Here is a 15,391-nt window from a genome sequence, read left to right on the forward strand (position 1 = left end):
GGGACCGTCCACGCGAGGAGGAGGCCCACCGACATGCCCGCGCCGCGCCCCGCGCACGAACCGCGCTCCCCCCACGGGGTGCCAGCCGCGGTGGACGCGCGAACCGCGCCCGGTACCGCGCCCGCCGCGTCGCCCGCGGATGGTGCGCGCACCGTCCCCGACACGTCACCTCCCGCGGACGCGCGATCCGCATCCGGCGCGGCGCCGGGAGACGGCTCGCCGCCGGCGGAGGCTGAGCGCACCACCGCTGAGGTGGCTTCCGCGGTGGATGCGCGTACCGCGTCCGGGGCGGCTCCGGCGGCCGGTGTTCCATCGGCCGGTGCCGCGCGGGCCGCTCCGGGCACGTCGTCCGAGGCGGATGCGCGCACCGGCTCCGGTGCCGTGCCGGGGGAGGGTTCGGCGTGGGGGGACTGTGCGCGGGCCCCTTCGGTTGTGCCGCCTGTGGGGGATGGGCGTATCGCGTCCGGTGTGGCTTCTGTGGGTGCCGGGGCCGTTTCGGGCATGTTGTCCGGGGCGGATGCGCGCACCGGCTCCGGTGCGGTGCCGGGGGAGGGCTCGTCACTCACGGGGGGTGCGCGAGCCACCGCCGACGTGCCGCCCGTGGTGGGGGAGCGCGCGGCGTCCGGCGCAGCACCGGCGGGGTCGCGAACCGCCAAGGCCGCACGACCTGCGCGCGGCGCGCGGTGGGCCGGACGGTCCGCGCGCGTGCGCCGGGCCGCACCGGGCGACGACGTGCGGGCGGCGGGCGACACCGCCCTGTTCGCCGCCGCCCGGCACAGCGGCGGGCGGGTCACCGCGATCGCCGTATGTTCGCTGGCCTCGGGCGCCGTCTCCCTCGTCGAACCGGCCGTACTCGGCCGCACGATCGACCTGCTGCTGGCCGGCGCGCCGAGCTCGGCCCGCTGGGTCGCCCTGTGCGCGGTGCTGATCGTCACCGACGTGCTCCTCGACGCCGGGGTCGCGCTGCTCACCGGCACCACCAACGCCCGCACCACCGCCAGGCTCCGCTCGGAGGGCGTGACCCGGCTGCTGGCCGCCGCCCCGCACCACGCGGCGCGCTTCGCCCCGGGCGATCTCGCGACCCGGCTGACCGCCCACGCCACCGAGGCCGGCACCGTGCCCGCCGCGGCGGCGGGCGCCGCGGCCGCCCTGCTGCCCCCGTTCGGCGCGCTCGCCGCCCTGCTGGTCATCGACCCGTGGACAGCGGCCGCGTTCCTCGCCGGAGTGCCGCCGCTCGTGCTGCTGCTGCGCTCCTTCACCCGAAGCTCTTCCGACAGCGTCGCCCGCTACCAGCAGGTCCAGTCCCGCATCGCGGACCGCCTCGTCGAGGCCCTCGCCGGAGCGTGGACCGTCGCCGCCGCCGGGACCGCCGGGCGGGAACGCGATCGCGTCCTGGCGGACCTGCCGCAACTCGGTGCCGAAGGCCGGCGGATGTGGCGGGTCTACGGCAGCGCGGTCGCCCGCAGCGGCGTGCTCATGCCGCTCCTCGTGTGCGTCGTCCTGGCCGTCGGCGGCCTGCGCCTGGCATCCGGCGCACTCGGTGTCGGCGAACTGCTCGCCGCCTCCCGCTACGCCGCCCTCGCCGCCGGGATCGGATCGGCCGCGCAGCTCCTGGGTACCCTCGTCCGGGGCAGGGCCGCCGCCCGCCGCACCGCCGAACTGCTCACTCTGCCGCCCCTCGTCCACGGCCCCCATGCCCTCCCGCAGCACGGGCCCGGCACCCTCGAACTGCGCGGCGTGACCGTTCTGCGGGACGGGGCCAGAGTGTTGTGCGACGTGGACCTCGTCGTTCCCGGCGGCACCACCGCGGCCGTCGTCGGCCGGTCCGGGGCCGGGAAGTCCCTGCTCGCCGCGGTCGCCGGGCGGCTCACCGACCCGGACTCGGGCTCCGTCCTGCTCGACGGGGTACGCCTGGACCGCATCCGCCCGGACGAGCTGCGCCGCGAGGTCGGCCACGCCTTCGCCCGGCCCGCCCTGTTCGGTGCGACCGTGGGCGAGGCCGTCGCCTTCGGCGAACACACGCCCGACGACCGGGAGGTGCGGGCAGCCGCCCGCGCGGCCGGCGCCGACGGCTTCGTCGAGCGTCTGCCGGACGGCTACGCCACCCCGCTCGCCGACGCGCCGCTGTCCGGCGGCGAACGCCAACGCCTCGGCCTGGCCCGGGCGTTCGCCCACGCCGGGCGTCTGCTGATCCTCGACGACGCCACCTCCAGCCTGGACACCGTGACCGAACGGCAGGTCCAGCGGGCCCTCACCAGCGACGTACGCGCCGGCACCCGGCTCGTCGTCGCCCACCGGCTCTCCTCCGCCACCCGCGCCGACCTGGTGATCTGGCTCGACGAAGGACGGGTCCGGGCCGTCGGACCGCACCGGCGGTTGTGGCGGGACCCGGACTACCGGGCGGTCTTCGCGGCCGGCGAGGGCCCGGCCGCCGTCCGAGGGGAACGGAGCCGGTGAGCGCCCCGACGGCCCCGCCCGCCGGACCGGCGGCGGACGAGCGGGGCGCGCTGCGCCGGGTGCTGCCCGAGGGGCGGCGGTTCCTGCTGCGGCGCGTAGGCGTCCTGCTCACGCTGGGCGGCTGGTCCCTGCTGGAGTCGGCGCACACCTTCCTCGGCGGATACGGTGTCGCCCGCGCGCTGGACGACGGGTTCCTCGCCGGGCGCACCGGCGCCGGGCTGCTGTGGCTGGCCGTGGCGGTCGCCGCGACCCTCCTGGGCGGGCTCGGTGTGCGCGGCGTCTTCTCCGGCGTCGCCGGACTCGTCGAGCCGCTGCGCGACGGGCTGGTCCGCAGGGCGGTGACCCGGGCCCTGGACACGGCGTCCGCCGACCCGGCTCGGGCGGACGGCACCGCGGTGTCCCGCCTCACCCACCAGACCGAGATGGCCCGGGACAGCTTCGCCGGACTGGTCCTGACCGCCCGCTCCTTCGTCTTCACGGCCCTGGGCGCGCTGCTCGGCATGGCGTCGCTGGCGCCCGCGCTGCTGCTGGTGGTGGTGCCCCCGCTGCTGCTGGGGATCGCCCTGTTCCTGGCCACACTCGGCCCGATGGCGGCGGCGCAACGCGCGTTCCTCGACACGGACGAGGCCCTGTCGGACCGGGTCGGCGCGATCGGGACCGGGCTGCGGGACATCGCCGCCTGCGGAGGTGCGCGGACCGTGGCCGCCGGCACCGACCGGCTCGTCCGGGCGGCGGCCCGCCTGTCGGGGCACCTGGCCCGCTGGGCCGCCGTCCGTACGCTCGCCCTCGGCCTGGCCGGCCGGCTTCCGGTGATCGCCCTGCTGGTCGCGACGCCCTGGCTGCTGCGGCGCGGCGTCACGGCCGGGACGCTGCTGGGCGCGCTCACCTATGTGGTGCAGGCGCTGCTGCCTGCCCTGCACACCCTGATGGCGGCGGTCGGCGCGGCAGGCACCCGGCTGCTCGTGGTCCTGGACCGCTTCCTGGTCGACGGCCCGCCCCCGCCGCCGCGGGACGCCCCCACCGCACCCGGCACCCTCAGGGCCCCCGACCCTTTCATGACCCCCGTCCCGCCCGGCCGGCTCATGGCACCCGCCGCTCCCGGCCCTTCCGCCCCGCCGGGCGGCGGAGCGCCGCGGCGGCCACCGCCCGCCGCCGAGCTGCGCGGCGTCAGCTTCGCGTACGGGCCGCGGGCCCGCCCGGTCCTCGACCGGCTCGACCTCGTCGTCGAGGCGGGGGAGCACATGGCCGTCGTCGGCCCGAGCGGTATCGGGAAGTCGACGCTCACCGCCCTCCTCGCGGGCCTCCTCCCTCCCTGCCGGGGCACGGTCCTGCTGGCCGGCGCCCCCGCCCGCCCGCCGGGCACCGGCGCACCGGACCCGCGCCGCACCCTGCTGCCCCAGCAGGCGTACGTCTTCACCGGCACCGTCCGCGACAACCTCCGGTACCTGCGCCCGGACGCGGACGGGGACCGGGTCGAACAGACCGTGGAGGCGCTCGCCCTCGGGCCGCTCGTGCGACGGCTCGGCGGGCTCGACGCGGTCGTCGATCCGCGCCGACTCTCCCACGGCGAGCGGCAGTTGCTCGCCCTCGGCCGCGCCCACCTCTCCACGGCCCCCTTGCTCGTCCTGGACGAGGCCACCTGCCATCTGGACCCGGACACCGAGGAGCATGCCGAACGTGCCCTCGCGGCACGCCCCGGCACCCTCGTCGTCGTCGCGCACCGCGTCTCCTCGGCCGTGCGCGCCGACCGTGTCCTGGTGCTCGACGGAACCCGTGCGCAATGCGGGCCGCACCGCGAACTCCTCGCCCGGTCACCGCTCTACCGGGACCTCGTCGGTCAGGAAACCTGAGCCGTCGGCCTGATGTTGTGGTTGAGGTGGAACACGTTGTCGGGGTCGTACTCTGCCTTGACGTCGGCGAGCCGCCGGTAACCGTCCTCGCCGAAGCCGGAGATCACCCGGTCCTCGCCCTCCTGCCCGATGAAGTTGAGGTACACGGCGCCGATGGACCAGGGCTCGACGTCCTTGCGGACGTCGCGGACCCACTGTCTGCCGCGCTCGTCGTCGGCGGGGTCCTCCCACAGCCCGAACGGGTGGACCACCCAGCTTGCGCCCCGCCACGGCACCGGCCAACGCGACCCGGCCCGTGCCAGCGCGCCGCCCATCGGGAACAGCACGTGCTGCGAGGCCGAGGGCACGATCATGTCGTCGGCGCGGGCGCAGAAGCGGGCCACGGCCTCGTCGGGCAGCGCGTCGAGGTACTCGGCCGACCAGTAGTTACGCAGTCCTGCCGGGTCGTCGATCATGCATTGCAGGTCGGCGTAGGGCAGTTCGGTGATGATCTCGGCCTCGGGGCCGAGAGCCAGCAGCGGTGCCGCGGCCGCCCGCACCTCGGGCTCCGTTCCCGCGCACGTCAGGAGGACCGCGCAGATCTGCCGCCCCACGAGGTGCCGGGGGAGGAAGTCCTCGGGCGGGCCGGTGAGATAGAGGAACCCGCCGCCGATCTCGTCCGGTGCCGACTCCATGACGTCCCGGTAGACGGGCAGGAGGTCCGTCCCCTTCACCGCCGGATAGAAGAGCATGGCGATGGCCATGGCGGGCAGCGGGTGCAGCCGGAGGGTGAGTGAGGTGGCGACACCGAAGTTGCCTCCCCCGCCGTGCAGCGCCCAGAACAGTTCGGGGCGCTCCACCTCACTGGCGCGGACCTCGGTCCCCTCGGCGGTCACCAGGTCGACGGAGACGAGGTTGTCGCAGGCCAGCCCGAACTTCCGCTCCAGCCAGCCCGATCCACCGCCCAGCGTGAAGCCGCCGACGCCGGTGGTGGACGCGCGACCACCGGTGACCGCCAGGTCGTACGGCTGGGTCGCCCGGTCGAGGTGGCTCATCGTGGCGCCGCCGCCGACCTGTGCCGTGCGGGCTTCCGGGTCCACCGTCACCGCGTGCATCCGGCGCAGGTCGACCACCAGTCCGTCGTCGTTGACCGCCTGTCCGGCGACGCTGTGCCCGCCGCCCCGGACGGCCGGCTCCAGGCCGTGCTCCCGGGCGAACCCGACCGCGGCGGCCACGTCGGCCGCCATCTCGCACTGGACGATCACCGCCGGCCGTCTGTCGATCATGCCGTTGAAGATCTTCCGGGCCTCGTCGTAGCCCGTGTCACCCGGTGTGATGGCCTCGCCGCTCAGCGTCCGGCGGAGGGTTTCGAGGGCCGTCCCCGCTACGTTCCGCGTGGTCATGGCGTGCCCTTCCGAGGGCTGTACAGGACCATTTCATCCTAAGCCCGGGCCGTGGGCGATGAGAGATCGAGCGGGACTCCCGGAGGGGTCGGACACGCCGCCCGGACCCGGTCCTCAGACCCAGCCGGCGCCCTGGGTGATCCGTATCGCGTCGATCCGGTTGCGCGCGCCGACCTTGCGGGTGGCCGATGCCATGTAGTTGCGGACCGTGCCGTTGGACAGATGCAGGCTCCGCGCGATCTCGGCGATCGACGCGCCCTCCGCCGCCCGCGCCAGCACGCTCAGTTCGCGGGCGGTCAGCGGCATCCGGGACGCCTCCAGGAAACCGAAGGCCAGCGATTCGTCGACGAACCGCTCGCCCTCCGCGACCTTGCGGATGCCGCGGACCAGGCGGCCCGGAGAACCGTCCTTGTCGACGTACCCCAGTGCCCTGGCCTCGAAGGCCTTGCGCAGCGCCCCGGGGCGGCCCGCCGACGCGAGTACCAGCAGCGCGATCCGTGAGGCCAGCAGCCCTTTTCCCTCCTCCAGGAGCGCGGTGGCACCCGGACAGTCGAGGTCGACCACGCACACATCGGGACGTAAGGATTCAGCGGATCGGCTCGCGGTGCGCCATCCGGCCGAGAACACGTCGAACGACTCCTCCGATTTCAGCAGCGCCGTCAGCGCCGACCTCAGCAGACTCACGCTGTGCAGCACCAGAACCTTCGTCATGCCGTCCCCCTCCGATCCCCACGCCCCCGGAAGCCCCGCAGGACGCTGGCCAGTTCACCCCATGCGACTGCCCACGGCGGCCGGATCGGAACATATCCGCGCCCCTTGTAGGGGCGCGGGGCTCAGACATACGCGCCCCCGCGTGCGGTCGTGCGCGGGGTGTGCATCCTGGCGCCGCTGCGTGGCCGTCTACCAGGTGCAACGCCGCCCGCACAACCCTCGCGCACGTGTTCGTGCCCCGCCGCAGTGTGGGGTCCCCGGCCATATCCCGGCCCGGGCCGCGGCCCCTACGGTTCCCGTCACCCCGTCGACCACGAGCCGCCGAGAGGACCGCCATGCACCCCACCCGCTGTCCGTCCCCCCGTCATCAACGCCCGGCCCGGGTCCTGTTGAGCCTCCTGGCGCTGATCGCCGTCCTGATGACCGCCCCGGCCGGCCCGGCGCGGGCCGCCGATCCCGCCGGCGCCCCGGTCCCCGCGACGGCCCCCGCCGGGACGTCCGTCGCCGCGTCCGCCGCACTGACCCGCGTCGCCTCCTTCGGGCCCAACCCCGGCCTGCTGCATATGTACGTCCACCGTCCCGAGGCCCTGCCCGCCCGTCCGGCCGTGGTGGTCGCCCTGCACGGCTGCACCCAGAACGCCCAGACCTACGCCGACCACTCGGGGCTTCCCGAACTCGCCGCCCGCGCCGGGTTCCTGCTCGTCTTCGCGGAACAGCCCTGGACCAACAACATCAACAAGTGCTTCAACTGGTTCCTGACCACCGACAACCGGCGCGGACAGGGCGAGGCGGCCTCCCTCCGCCAGATGGTCGCGCACGCCGTCTCCGCGTACGGGGCCGATCCCGCGCGGGTCCATGTCACCGGACTGTCCGCCGGGGGAGCGATGACCGCCGTCATGCTCGCCGCGTACCCCGACGTCTTCGCCGCCGGTGCCGTCGTCGCCGGCCTGCCGTACGACTGCACCCGCACCAGCTCCCCGTACACCTGCATGAACCCCGGGGTCGACCTGACGCCCGCCCAGTGGGCGCGGCGCGTACGCGACGCCCACCCTTCCTGGACCGGCCCCTGGCCACGCATCGCCATCTGGCACGGCGACCGCGACACCACGGTCGTGCCCCGCAACGCCGACGAACTGCGCGACCAGTGGACCGCCCTGCACGGACTGTCGCAGACCCCGACCCGCACCTCGGTCATCGGCCCCGACTCCACCCGGCGCGAGCAGTACACGGCGGCGGACGGTTCGGTCGCCGTCGAGGTCGACCGCGTCCCGGCCATCGGCCACGGCACACCCGTCGACCCCGGCACGGGACCGGGGCAGTGCGGCAGTACCGGCGCGCCGTACTTCCTCGACTCGATCTGCTCCAGCCACTGGATCGCCGGGTTCTTCGGTCTGCGCGACGCCGGCGAACCGGCCCGCCGGGCCACGGCCTGCACCGGAGCCCCGGCACCCCGTGTGCCCGGCGCCGCCCACCAGCGCGCCGCGTGCCTGACCGAACTCACCACCGCCGGAACCACCCGCTCCGGCCACACCGACCCGGCCGACTGGGCCGGACTCACCCCGAAGGGCCTGCCCGTCCCCACCGGCGTGCCCGGCCTCCAGATCGACGGGTACTTCCCCGACACCTCCACCACCAACACCAACCACGGCCTCGGCCACGACGCCCAGTTCGTGATCCGGCTGCCCGACCGCTGGAACGGCGGACTGGTCGTCTCCGGCACACCCGGCAACCGCGAGCAGTACGCCAACGACCGCGCCATCGGCGACTGGGTCCTCGCGCGCGGCTACGCGTTCGCCGCCACCGACAAGGGCAACACCGGCACCGGATTCCACCGCGACGGGCACCGGCCCGGCGATGCCATCGCCGAATGGAACACACGCCTCACCCAGCTCACCCGAGCCACTCGCGCCACCGTCTCGCGGTACTACCACCGGCCGCCTGACCTCACCCTCGTGACCGGCATGTCCAACGGCGGCTACCTCGTCCGCTGGCAACTGGAGAACCACCCCGAGCTGTACGACGGAGGCATCGACTGGGAAGGCACCCTCTGGCGCTCCCAGGGGCCCAACCTGCTCACCTTCCTGCCCCCGGCACTGCGCCACTACCCCGCGCACGCCGCGGCCGGAGCCGACGCCGCCGAGGCCCGGGCCGCACTGCACAAGGCCGGTTTCCCGGCCGGCTCGGAATTCCTCTGGCCCGTCCACCACACCCACTACTGGGACCTCACCCAGCGCCTCTACCGCGAGGAACTAGACCCGGGCTTCGACGGGGAGACCGAGGCGGGCACACCGTACTGCGCCCCCGGCACACCGGCGTGCGACGCTGACTACGACTACGCGGCCCGTCCCGCCGAGGTGCGGCGCGCCGTCGAGCGGATCGCGCTGACCGGCCGCATCGGGAAACCCCTGATCACCCTGCACGGCACCCTGGACGTGCTGCTGCCCGCCGCCCGGACCTCCGACGTCTACGCGCGCATGGTCCGCGAGGCAGGGCGCGGCTCCCTGCACCGCTACTACCGCATCGAGGACGGCACCCACACCGACGCGCTCGTGGACGCCTTTCCCGACCGGCTGCGCCCGCTCGTACCGTGCCACCGCACGGCGTTCACGGCACTGGAGGACTGGCTCACGGACGGCCGGCGGCCACCCGCGAGCCGCACCGTCGCCAGGCCGGACGCAGCCGGCCCCGCCGCACTGCTGAACAGCTGTCCCCTCACACGAAGTTGACGCCCGCGGCCGTCAGCAGCGGGTCGTCCAGCAGCTCCCACAGCGGAACGGCGTAGTTGCCGAAGCCGTACCGGCCGCCGAAGTGCAGACCGAGCACCCGGTGGTCGGTGAGGTCGAAGACCGGGGAGCCGCTGTTGCCGCCCAGCGTGGAGCAGTCGTGCTTCATCACGTTCCGCTCCGGCACCAACTCGGTCGCCGTGCCCGGCTGGAGCCGCTTGACGTTGTAGATGTCCATGAAGATCCGGCGCATCGACTCCGGCTCGTTGCGCCGTCCGTCCCACGCCGGGTAGCCCACGCAGTACACCGGACGTCCCGGCAGATCCGCCGGGGCGTCCGCCGCGACGGCCAGCGGCGCCGGCAGCGAACCGGCTCCGTCGGACGGCTCGATCCGCAGCAGTGCCAGATCGAACTGCGGGTGGATTCCGATCACTTCGCTGATCTCGAACGAGGGTCCGCCGGTCCCCGGCAGGGCTCCGAACTCCTCCGCCATGTCCAGCTGTGCGCTCATGCCCTGCTGGAACCGCCAGCCGTCGCTGTCCGCCCCCGCGAACTCCACCGCCACATGACGGTTCGTCATCACGACGTCCGGGCCGACCAGGAAGGCCGTTCCGACCCAGTCCAGGCTGACGTGCCCCGACACCTCCACCCGCCCGACGCGGGCGATCGACTCCCGGATCGCCGCACGGTGGCCGTCGAGGACCGCCCAGTCGCCCGTCTGCGACGGGAAGTCACTGCCCTGCACGACGATGGCGGGCCTGCCCTCCAGCAGGACGATCGCCTCCATCCCGAAGGACTCGTCGTCGGTGATCTCGTCCGCCCGGCCCTCGGCGAGCTTCTCCAGGCCGTCGGCGCCCGCCGACAGCACCCGGTCCCGCTCCTGCCCGGCGAACTGGGAGATCTGCCCGGCGGACGCCTCGTCCGGCGGCAGCTCCTCCGCCGACTCCGGTACCTCCTGCCACAGTCCCGCTCTCACCCGCTCGGCCACCGCCCGCAGGTTCGAGAAGACCCGCTCGGGGCCGGTCGCCACCGGCGACCTTCCACGACCACCACTCATTGAGCTCACCTCGGTCCCTCGGTCCGGTCAGCCGCGCTGCGCGGCCTCGATCTCCGCGTGGACGGCCGGGTGGTGGGCCGCCAGATGCTGCAGGACGGCCTCCATCTGCGTACCGACGTTCACGAAGGCGGTCGTCCTGCCCTGGAACAGCACGTTCTCCACCCGCTTGGTGCCGCGGTGGAGCGCCACCACCTTCCAGTCGTCGGTGAGGACGGGGGACCCGGAGGAGCCGCCCCGGGTGTCGGTGAAGTACCGCAGGTCCCGCTCGTCCGCCTCGTACACCAGGTTGTTGCGCAACGCCACACGCTTCGGCTGACCCCCCGGGTGCTGGATGATGTTGACGGCGACGAAGTCGCCCCGCGCGACCTTCAGCGCCTTCGGCGCGAGCCTCAGCACCGGCCGGGCCGGTGCCTCCGCCAGCCGCAGCACCGCGTAGTCCAGCACGGAGTCGGCCGCCACCAGCTCCCGTACGGTCGCCTCCGCCGTCTCCACGTCGTCGGTGTCGTAGTCGAACCGGGCGAGGGTGTGACGGGCCTGGAGGGCGAGATCGCCGTCGCCGGCCAGCGGCCGGCCGTCGCCCGTGCCGTTGCGGGCGTTGACGACATGGTGGTTGGTGACCAGCAGGTCCGGCGTGACCAGCCAGCCCGTGCCCGCGTGGGGGAAGCCGTTCGGCTGCACCGGGGAACCCCCTTCGTAGGGGGGCACCTTCAGGCGCGCGACCGCCGCGCCGGCCAGGGCGCCGCCCTGGAGGAACCCGAACGGGACCGTGTCGTCCCGGTGGACGATCTGCTCCTTGATCTCCGGGGCTGCCGCTCCGTCCAGTACGTCCGGCTCGCCGCCGGCCTTCCTCGCCACGTCGTCCAGCGCCCGCTGGAAGACCGCGAGCGGCCCCGCCTCGGCGGTCTGGGCCACGGCGTTGCGGAGCCAGATCTCCAGCGGCACCGTGCCGTCGATCAGCCGCTCCACCCGGTTCATCCTGCTCAGGTCCGACTGGACCTGCAGAGCGGGTGCGGGGAGCTGCGGCAGCACCCCGCGGTACTTGGGCATGATCCCGTCGAACAGGAGCGGCCGCACCATCGGGTCGGCCAGCCCTGTCTCCAGCGCGGCGTCCTTCACCTGGAGCAGCTCTTCCGAGGACAGATACTCGGTCATGATCAGCCCGAGCCCTTCCGACCGGGGTGGTCCGTCCGTGCGACGCTCCGGCGGGACGACCCGAGGCCCATGGCCGCCGCGACACCCGCCACGATCTCGCCGCTTTCGTCCCGGACGAGGAGCAGCCGCCGGGCCAGTTCGTCGAGGTTGTTGTGGTCGCGCACCAGGCGCAGGATCCCGGTGATGCTGGACGGCGACGCGGCGCCGGCCTGCCGGGACGGGCCCGCGGCGTCACCGAGGAACAGCATCACCACCGGCATCAGACCCGGTTGTTGCCGCACGGCGCGGGAGATCGCCGCGCCGAGGATGTCCGGGACCTCGTCGTCCGCCGGGAGGCCCACCACGTCCAGCGCGTGGTCGAGCGCGTCCTTGTCCCGGGTGTAGACCTGCGACGCCACGGCCCGTACCAGGGCCGGCTGGTCGGCGAGCACCGCGTCGGGCAGCCGGCGCAGCCGCCGGGCCAGCCGGTCGTCGGCCTCCTCGTCGGGCGTGTTCGTGTTCGCGGCCAGCCGGGTGCGGGCCAGCAGCACGCCCATCGCCTCCAGTTCCTGCCCCAGCCCGACCGCGAGGTCCTCGGCCGCCCGCAGGTCACGGTCGGCGGAGGTCACGTCGCCGTCCTCCTCCGTGAGCCGGGCGCGGAGCAGCAGCAGTTCCAGCCGCCGCTCGGGGCAGTCCGCCGCCTCCAGAGCGGCGAGGGCCTCCCCCGCCGTCTTACGGGCCTCCCGGTGCCGCCCCAGCCTGTTCAGCGTCTCCGTGAGCAAGGCGTGCAAGGGACTGCAGGGCGTCCACGGCCGGCGCTCGCCCAGCCGCTCCAGGGCGTTCTCGGGCAGCCCCTGCGCCAGCAGGTCCTCGACCTCGCGGGCCGCGAGCCGCTCCCAGTCCTCCTGGTCGGCCCCCTCCATCACCTGCTTCTGCGGCCCGAGGCCGAGCTTCGCGCTCAGCAGTCCGGCCGCCCGCGGCCCCATGTCCTGCTCCGCACCGCCGAGGGACCGCTCGACGCCGGGCAGCCAGCGTTCCTCCACCGCGCGCGGATCCTCGTCGAGCCGCAGTCGATGGTAGATCTCCTCGGCGCGGGCCTCCACCCCTTCCCGTGCCGCGTAGTAGTCGACCGCGCGCCGCTCGACGGCCCGCGTGGTGGCGGCACGGTCGTCGTCCGACAGCCGCAGCATGATGGCGCGGACGTCCGGCCGGTGCCGCACGGCGCCGGGGCCGACCGCCTCGACCAGGTCCAGCCGGGAGAGCTCGCCGAACAGCTCCTGGGCGTCGTCCATGGTCTCGATCCGCAGACCGCACGGTTCGGCCAGCACGTCCTTGATGAGCTCGGGCGTGATGACGCGCAGCGCCAGACCGGGGTGGGCCAGCCGGCGCACGTCCTCGTTCGCGATGTGGCTGAGGATCCGGTCGTACAGCATGCCCTGGATCAGCATCTGGTCCACGCGCTGGAAGACCTGTTCGCGCCGCTCCGGCAGACCGCGGAGCAGCTCGTCCGGCTGTTCGCCCCTCTCCCGCGCGCACTCCACCGCCTTCGCGGCGAGCTTCAGACTCAAGGGGTGGCCGCCGACCCGGTCGGCCAGCTCACCGGCCAGCTCCGGGTCCGGGACGCCGCAGGCCCGCAGGAGTCCGACGGAGGCCTCCCGGTCCAGTTCGTGCAGTTCCAGTGTCCGTAGGGCGCCCGCCGCCGGATGACCGACCGGGGCGCGACCCGACACCACGTACCGCAGCATCGGATAGAGCCTCTGCCACGCGAAGAAGATGGCCCACATCCGGTTGAGCACCGGCGACCCGCGATACTGCGCCTCCTCGAACGAGTCCATGACCAGCAGGAACGGCGGATTCCCCTGGCCGGATCCCGCCACCGCCCGGACCATCACGGCCGCGATCCTGCCGATGAGCGAGGTCTCCTCCTCGGTGGCGAGCGTCTGGAACTCCCGTGACGAACTGCGCCCCAGCACGGTCCGGGTCGTGGCGAGCCGGTGCAACTGGGTGACCCGCTCCTGGCTCTCCCACTGGCTGCGGGCCGTCTCCTGGCACTCGTCCGCGAGCGCCTCCAGCTCGGCGCGGTGGGCGGGGTACTGGATGGCCAGTTGCCGGGCGACCTCGGCGATGAGGGTGATGGGCTCGTGCACCGAGAGCGTGGCCCGTTCGAAGTCGACGTACGCGAACGGGAAGTCCGGGGTGCGGTCGTGCACATGGTCCAGGACGAACCGGGCGAGCAGGGTGCTCTTGCCCATCCCGCCCGGACCGTGGACGAGCAGGGGCGGTGCCGGTCCCCGGGGGCCCTCGTCGGCGAACGCCGGGGCGCCCCCGGCTTTGCCGGCGGGTCCCCGTTTCGGCAGCCCGACGTGGTTGCGCAGCTCCTCCAGTTCATGTTCGCGGCCCTGGAACGGGTCCCGGACCAGTCTTTCGAGGGGCTCCAGCCGCCGTGCCTGCTCCAGGGTGTGCCGGAGCTCGGCGGCGTACGGCAGTCCGGTCACACCGGGTACGCGGGAGAGCCACAACACCGCCTGCAGGCTGTCCGCCAGATCGTCGACACTCTGGTCGGCGGGGGCGGGCGACGTGCCGGTGAGATAGGCCAGGGCGCTGTGCTCGGGGCCGGGTTCGTCAGGGAACTGGTCGCTGTTCGAGGTGAGGGCGAGCAGTGCGGCCTCCGGGCCGGCCAGCCCCCGCAGGGTGTTGTCCCGTACCTCGGACTTGAGCGACCAGACCGCTCTCGCCCCGTCCGTACCCACGGCCGTGCAGTCGTCGAGCAGTTCCAGCACGGCCCCGCCGCTCGGGGCTTCCTCGCCGGGCCGACGCAGCGTCTGCGGGTCGAAACGGGTGAGCAGACAGGCCGCCTCCCGGTACGCCTTGCGGGTGGCGGAGACCGCGGGGGAGTGCGTCTCCGGCGCGTTCAGCTCCTTGCGGAGCCGCGCGGCGAAGAGTTCGGCGATCTCAGAGGGAGCGGTAGACATTGACCGCCCCTTCCGCCGCGGTGCAGAGCCTGCGCATGTAGCTCTCCCCGTTGCCGCCGGTCTCGGCGGACCTGAGGACCTCCCGCACGGCGATGTCCACGAGTTCGGCGATGACGGCGTCCTTCTCCGGCCCTTCTCCCAGCCGGTCCGGAGACGCCTCGTGGAAGTACTGGTCGAAGAAGCTGCGCAGGTCCTCGGGCTGGGCCACCCGTGCGGTGTCCCGGCAGACGCTGTTGCGGACGTCGTAGGGCAGTTGGCGCATCGTGGGCCCGTAGCCGAGGAGCACCAGCCGCGGTGCCCGGTCGTCGCCCGCTGAGTGGCGCTCGTAGACGGCGAGGGAGAGCTGGCTGATGAAGTCCCAGACGTCCGAGTTCGGGTCGAGCTTGTCGCACTCGTCGAGAACCAGCCAGAAGCTTTCGTCGGCTCTGCTCGCCCAGTTGACGACATGGTGCACGGCGTCGTCGAGCGCCGGCAGTTTGTCGTTGAGCTCGGTGGGGTTGAAGGGGAAGACGCCCGCCCTGGGGTCCGTGACGAACTCGGCGAGCCGCCGGATCACCTTGGTGGCGGTCGCGGTGCTCGAGAGGGTCACCCGCACCGGGCGGAAGCCGCTGTGCTGGCCGATGTGGCGGATCAGGTTGAAGGTGTACGACCTGCCGCTGTCGGGTTCGCCGTCGACGAGGAGCACCAGCTTCTCGGGATCGGACACGAATCGGCGCAGTGTCTCCCGCAGTTCCCCCCGGTCGATGAACGCCTCGGCGCCGTTCTTGAGGACGCAGGTGAGGAAGTGGTCCTTGATCGGGTGGACACGCTGGTCCTCGCGGAGCCGCTCCAGGTACTCGTCGGCCTTCTTCTTCTCGGGCAGTGCGCTCAGTTCGTCGTGTTCCGTGAGGACCTTCACGAGCCGGAGCTGGGACTCGATGTCCCGTCGGCAGACATGGACGAGTTCTCGGGCGTTGTCCGCGGCGACGCTACTCAGCCTCAGGGACGCCACGAATTCCTCCGGGAAGTACACCCGGAGGGCGTCATGCGGCTGGGCAGTGGCGACCAGGTACTGCCGGACCCAGACCGTCACCGCGTCCCAGTCCGTTTCCTCGAGAGGCATGACGCA

General features: G+C 73.6%; 9 protein-coding genes. 3 read left to right on the forward strand and 6 right to left on the reverse strand.

Annotation, left to right across the window (positions count from 1 at the left end; genetic code table 11):
- The first annotated feature begins 705 nt into the window (after positions 1–705).
- Positions 706–2,457 carry an ABC transporter ATP-binding protein gene (locus ACY34K_RS30300; protein WP_462752806.1) on the forward strand — a complete coding sequence of 584 codons (1,752 nt, stop codon included), beginning with the start codon at positions 706–708 and terminating at the stop codon, positions 2,455–2,457.
- Positions 2,454–4,307 carry an ATP-binding cassette domain-containing protein gene (locus ACY34K_RS30305; protein WP_462752808.1) on the forward strand — a complete coding sequence of 618 codons (1,854 nt, stop codon included), beginning with the start codon at positions 2,454–2,456 and terminating at the stop codon, positions 4,305–4,307. Before ACY34K_RS30300 ends, ACY34K_RS30305 begins: the two co-directional genes overlap by 4 nt.
- Here the strand turns inward: ACY34K_RS30305 and ACY34K_RS30310 are convergent.
- Both ACY34K_RS30310 and ACY34K_RS30315 read right to left on the reverse strand, forming a co-directional pair.
- Positions 4,295–5,689 carry an FAD-binding oxidoreductase gene (locus ACY34K_RS30310; protein ID WP_462752810.1) on the reverse strand — a complete coding sequence of 465 codons (1,395 nt, stop codon included), beginning with the start codon at positions 5,687–5,689 and terminating at the stop codon, positions 4,295–4,297. The genes ACY34K_RS30305 and ACY34K_RS30310 overlap by 13 nt on opposite strands.
- 114 nt (positions 5,690–5,803) lie before the next feature.
- Complete coding sequence (locus tag ACY34K_RS30315; protein WP_462752812.1) at positions 5,804–6,400, reverse strand: response regulator transcription factor; 597 nt, start codon at positions 6,398–6,400, stop codon at positions 5,804–5,806.
- A gap of 563 nt (positions 6,401–6,963) precedes the next feature.
- Between ACY34K_RS30315 and ACY34K_RS30320 the strand changes: the two genes are divergently transcribed.
- Positions 6,964–9,126, forward strand: coding sequence for an extracellular catalytic domain type 1 short-chain-length polyhydroxyalkanoate depolymerase (locus tag ACY34K_RS30320; RefSeq protein WP_462752874.1), 2,163 nt, complete (start codon positions 6,964–6,966; stop codon positions 9,124–9,126).
- Here ACY34K_RS30320 and ACY34K_RS30325 read toward each other — a convergent pair.
- The 4 genes from ACY34K_RS30325 to ACY34K_RS30340 are packed head-to-tail and all read right to left on the reverse strand — an operon-like array spanning position 9,113 to position 15,385.
- On the reverse strand, positions 9,113–10,180 hold the full coding sequence (locus tag ACY34K_RS30325; protein WP_462752814.1) for a trypsin-like serine peptidase: 1,068 nt from the start codon (positions 10,178–10,180) through the stop codon (positions 9,113–9,115). The two genes, ACY34K_RS30320 and ACY34K_RS30325, sit on opposite strands and share 14 nt — an antisense overlap.
- Before the next feature lie 27 nt (positions 10,181–10,207).
- On the reverse strand, positions 10,208–11,332 hold the full coding sequence (locus ACY34K_RS30330) for a trypsin-like peptidase domain-containing protein (RefSeq protein ID WP_462752816.1): 1,125 nt from the start codon (positions 11,330–11,332) through the stop codon (positions 10,208–10,210).
- A 2-nt stretch (positions 11,333–11,334) separates the two neighbouring features.
- The gene (locus ACY34K_RS30335) at positions 11,335–14,283 is read right to left on the reverse strand and encodes an AAA family ATPase (RefSeq protein WP_462752818.1); all 2,949 of its coding nucleotides are present in this window, start codon (positions 14,281–14,283) and stop codon (positions 11,335–11,337) included.
- Positions 14,264–15,385: a hypothetical protein gene (locus tag ACY34K_RS30340; RefSeq protein ID WP_462752820.1), complete on the reverse strand. Its 1,122-nt coding sequence runs from the start codon at positions 15,383–15,385 to the stop codon at positions 14,264–14,266. The genes ACY34K_RS30335 and ACY34K_RS30340 overlap by 20 nt, the downstream gene beginning before the upstream one ends.
- Between the last annotated feature and the right edge of the window lie 6 nt (positions 15,386–15,391).

The organism is Streptomyces sp. STAM6 (genome assembly GCF_054963715.1).

Coding starts and splice junctions, on each gene's coding strand:
- ACY34K_RS30330 (WP_462752816.1), bottom strand. CDS start 11,332: ATGACCGAGTATCTGTCCTCGGAAGAGCTGCTCCAGGTGAAGGACGCC.
- ACY34K_RS30325 (WP_462752814.1), bottom strand. CDS start 10,180: ATGAGTGGTGGTCGTGGAAGGTCGCCGGTGGCGACCGGCCCCGAGCGG.
- ACY34K_RS30335 (WP_462752818.1), bottom strand. CDS start 14,283: ATGTCTACCGCTCCCTCTGAGATCGCCGAACTCTTCGCCGCGCGGCTC.
- ACY34K_RS30315 (WP_462752812.1), bottom strand. CDS start 6,400: ATGACGAAGGTTCTGGTGCTGCACAGCGTGAGTCTGCTGAGGTCGGCG.
- ACY34K_RS30310 (WP_462752810.1), bottom strand. CDS start 5,689: ATGACCACGCGGAACGTAGCGGGGACGGCCCTCGAAACCCTCCGCCGG.
- ACY34K_RS30340 (WP_462752820.1), bottom strand. CDS start 15,385: ATGCCTCTCGAGGAAACGGACTGGGACGCGGTGACGGTCTGGGTCCGG.
- ACY34K_RS30320 (WP_462752874.1), top strand. CDS start 6,964: ATGTACGTCCACCGTCCCGAGGCCCTGCCCGCCCGTCCGGCCGTGGTG.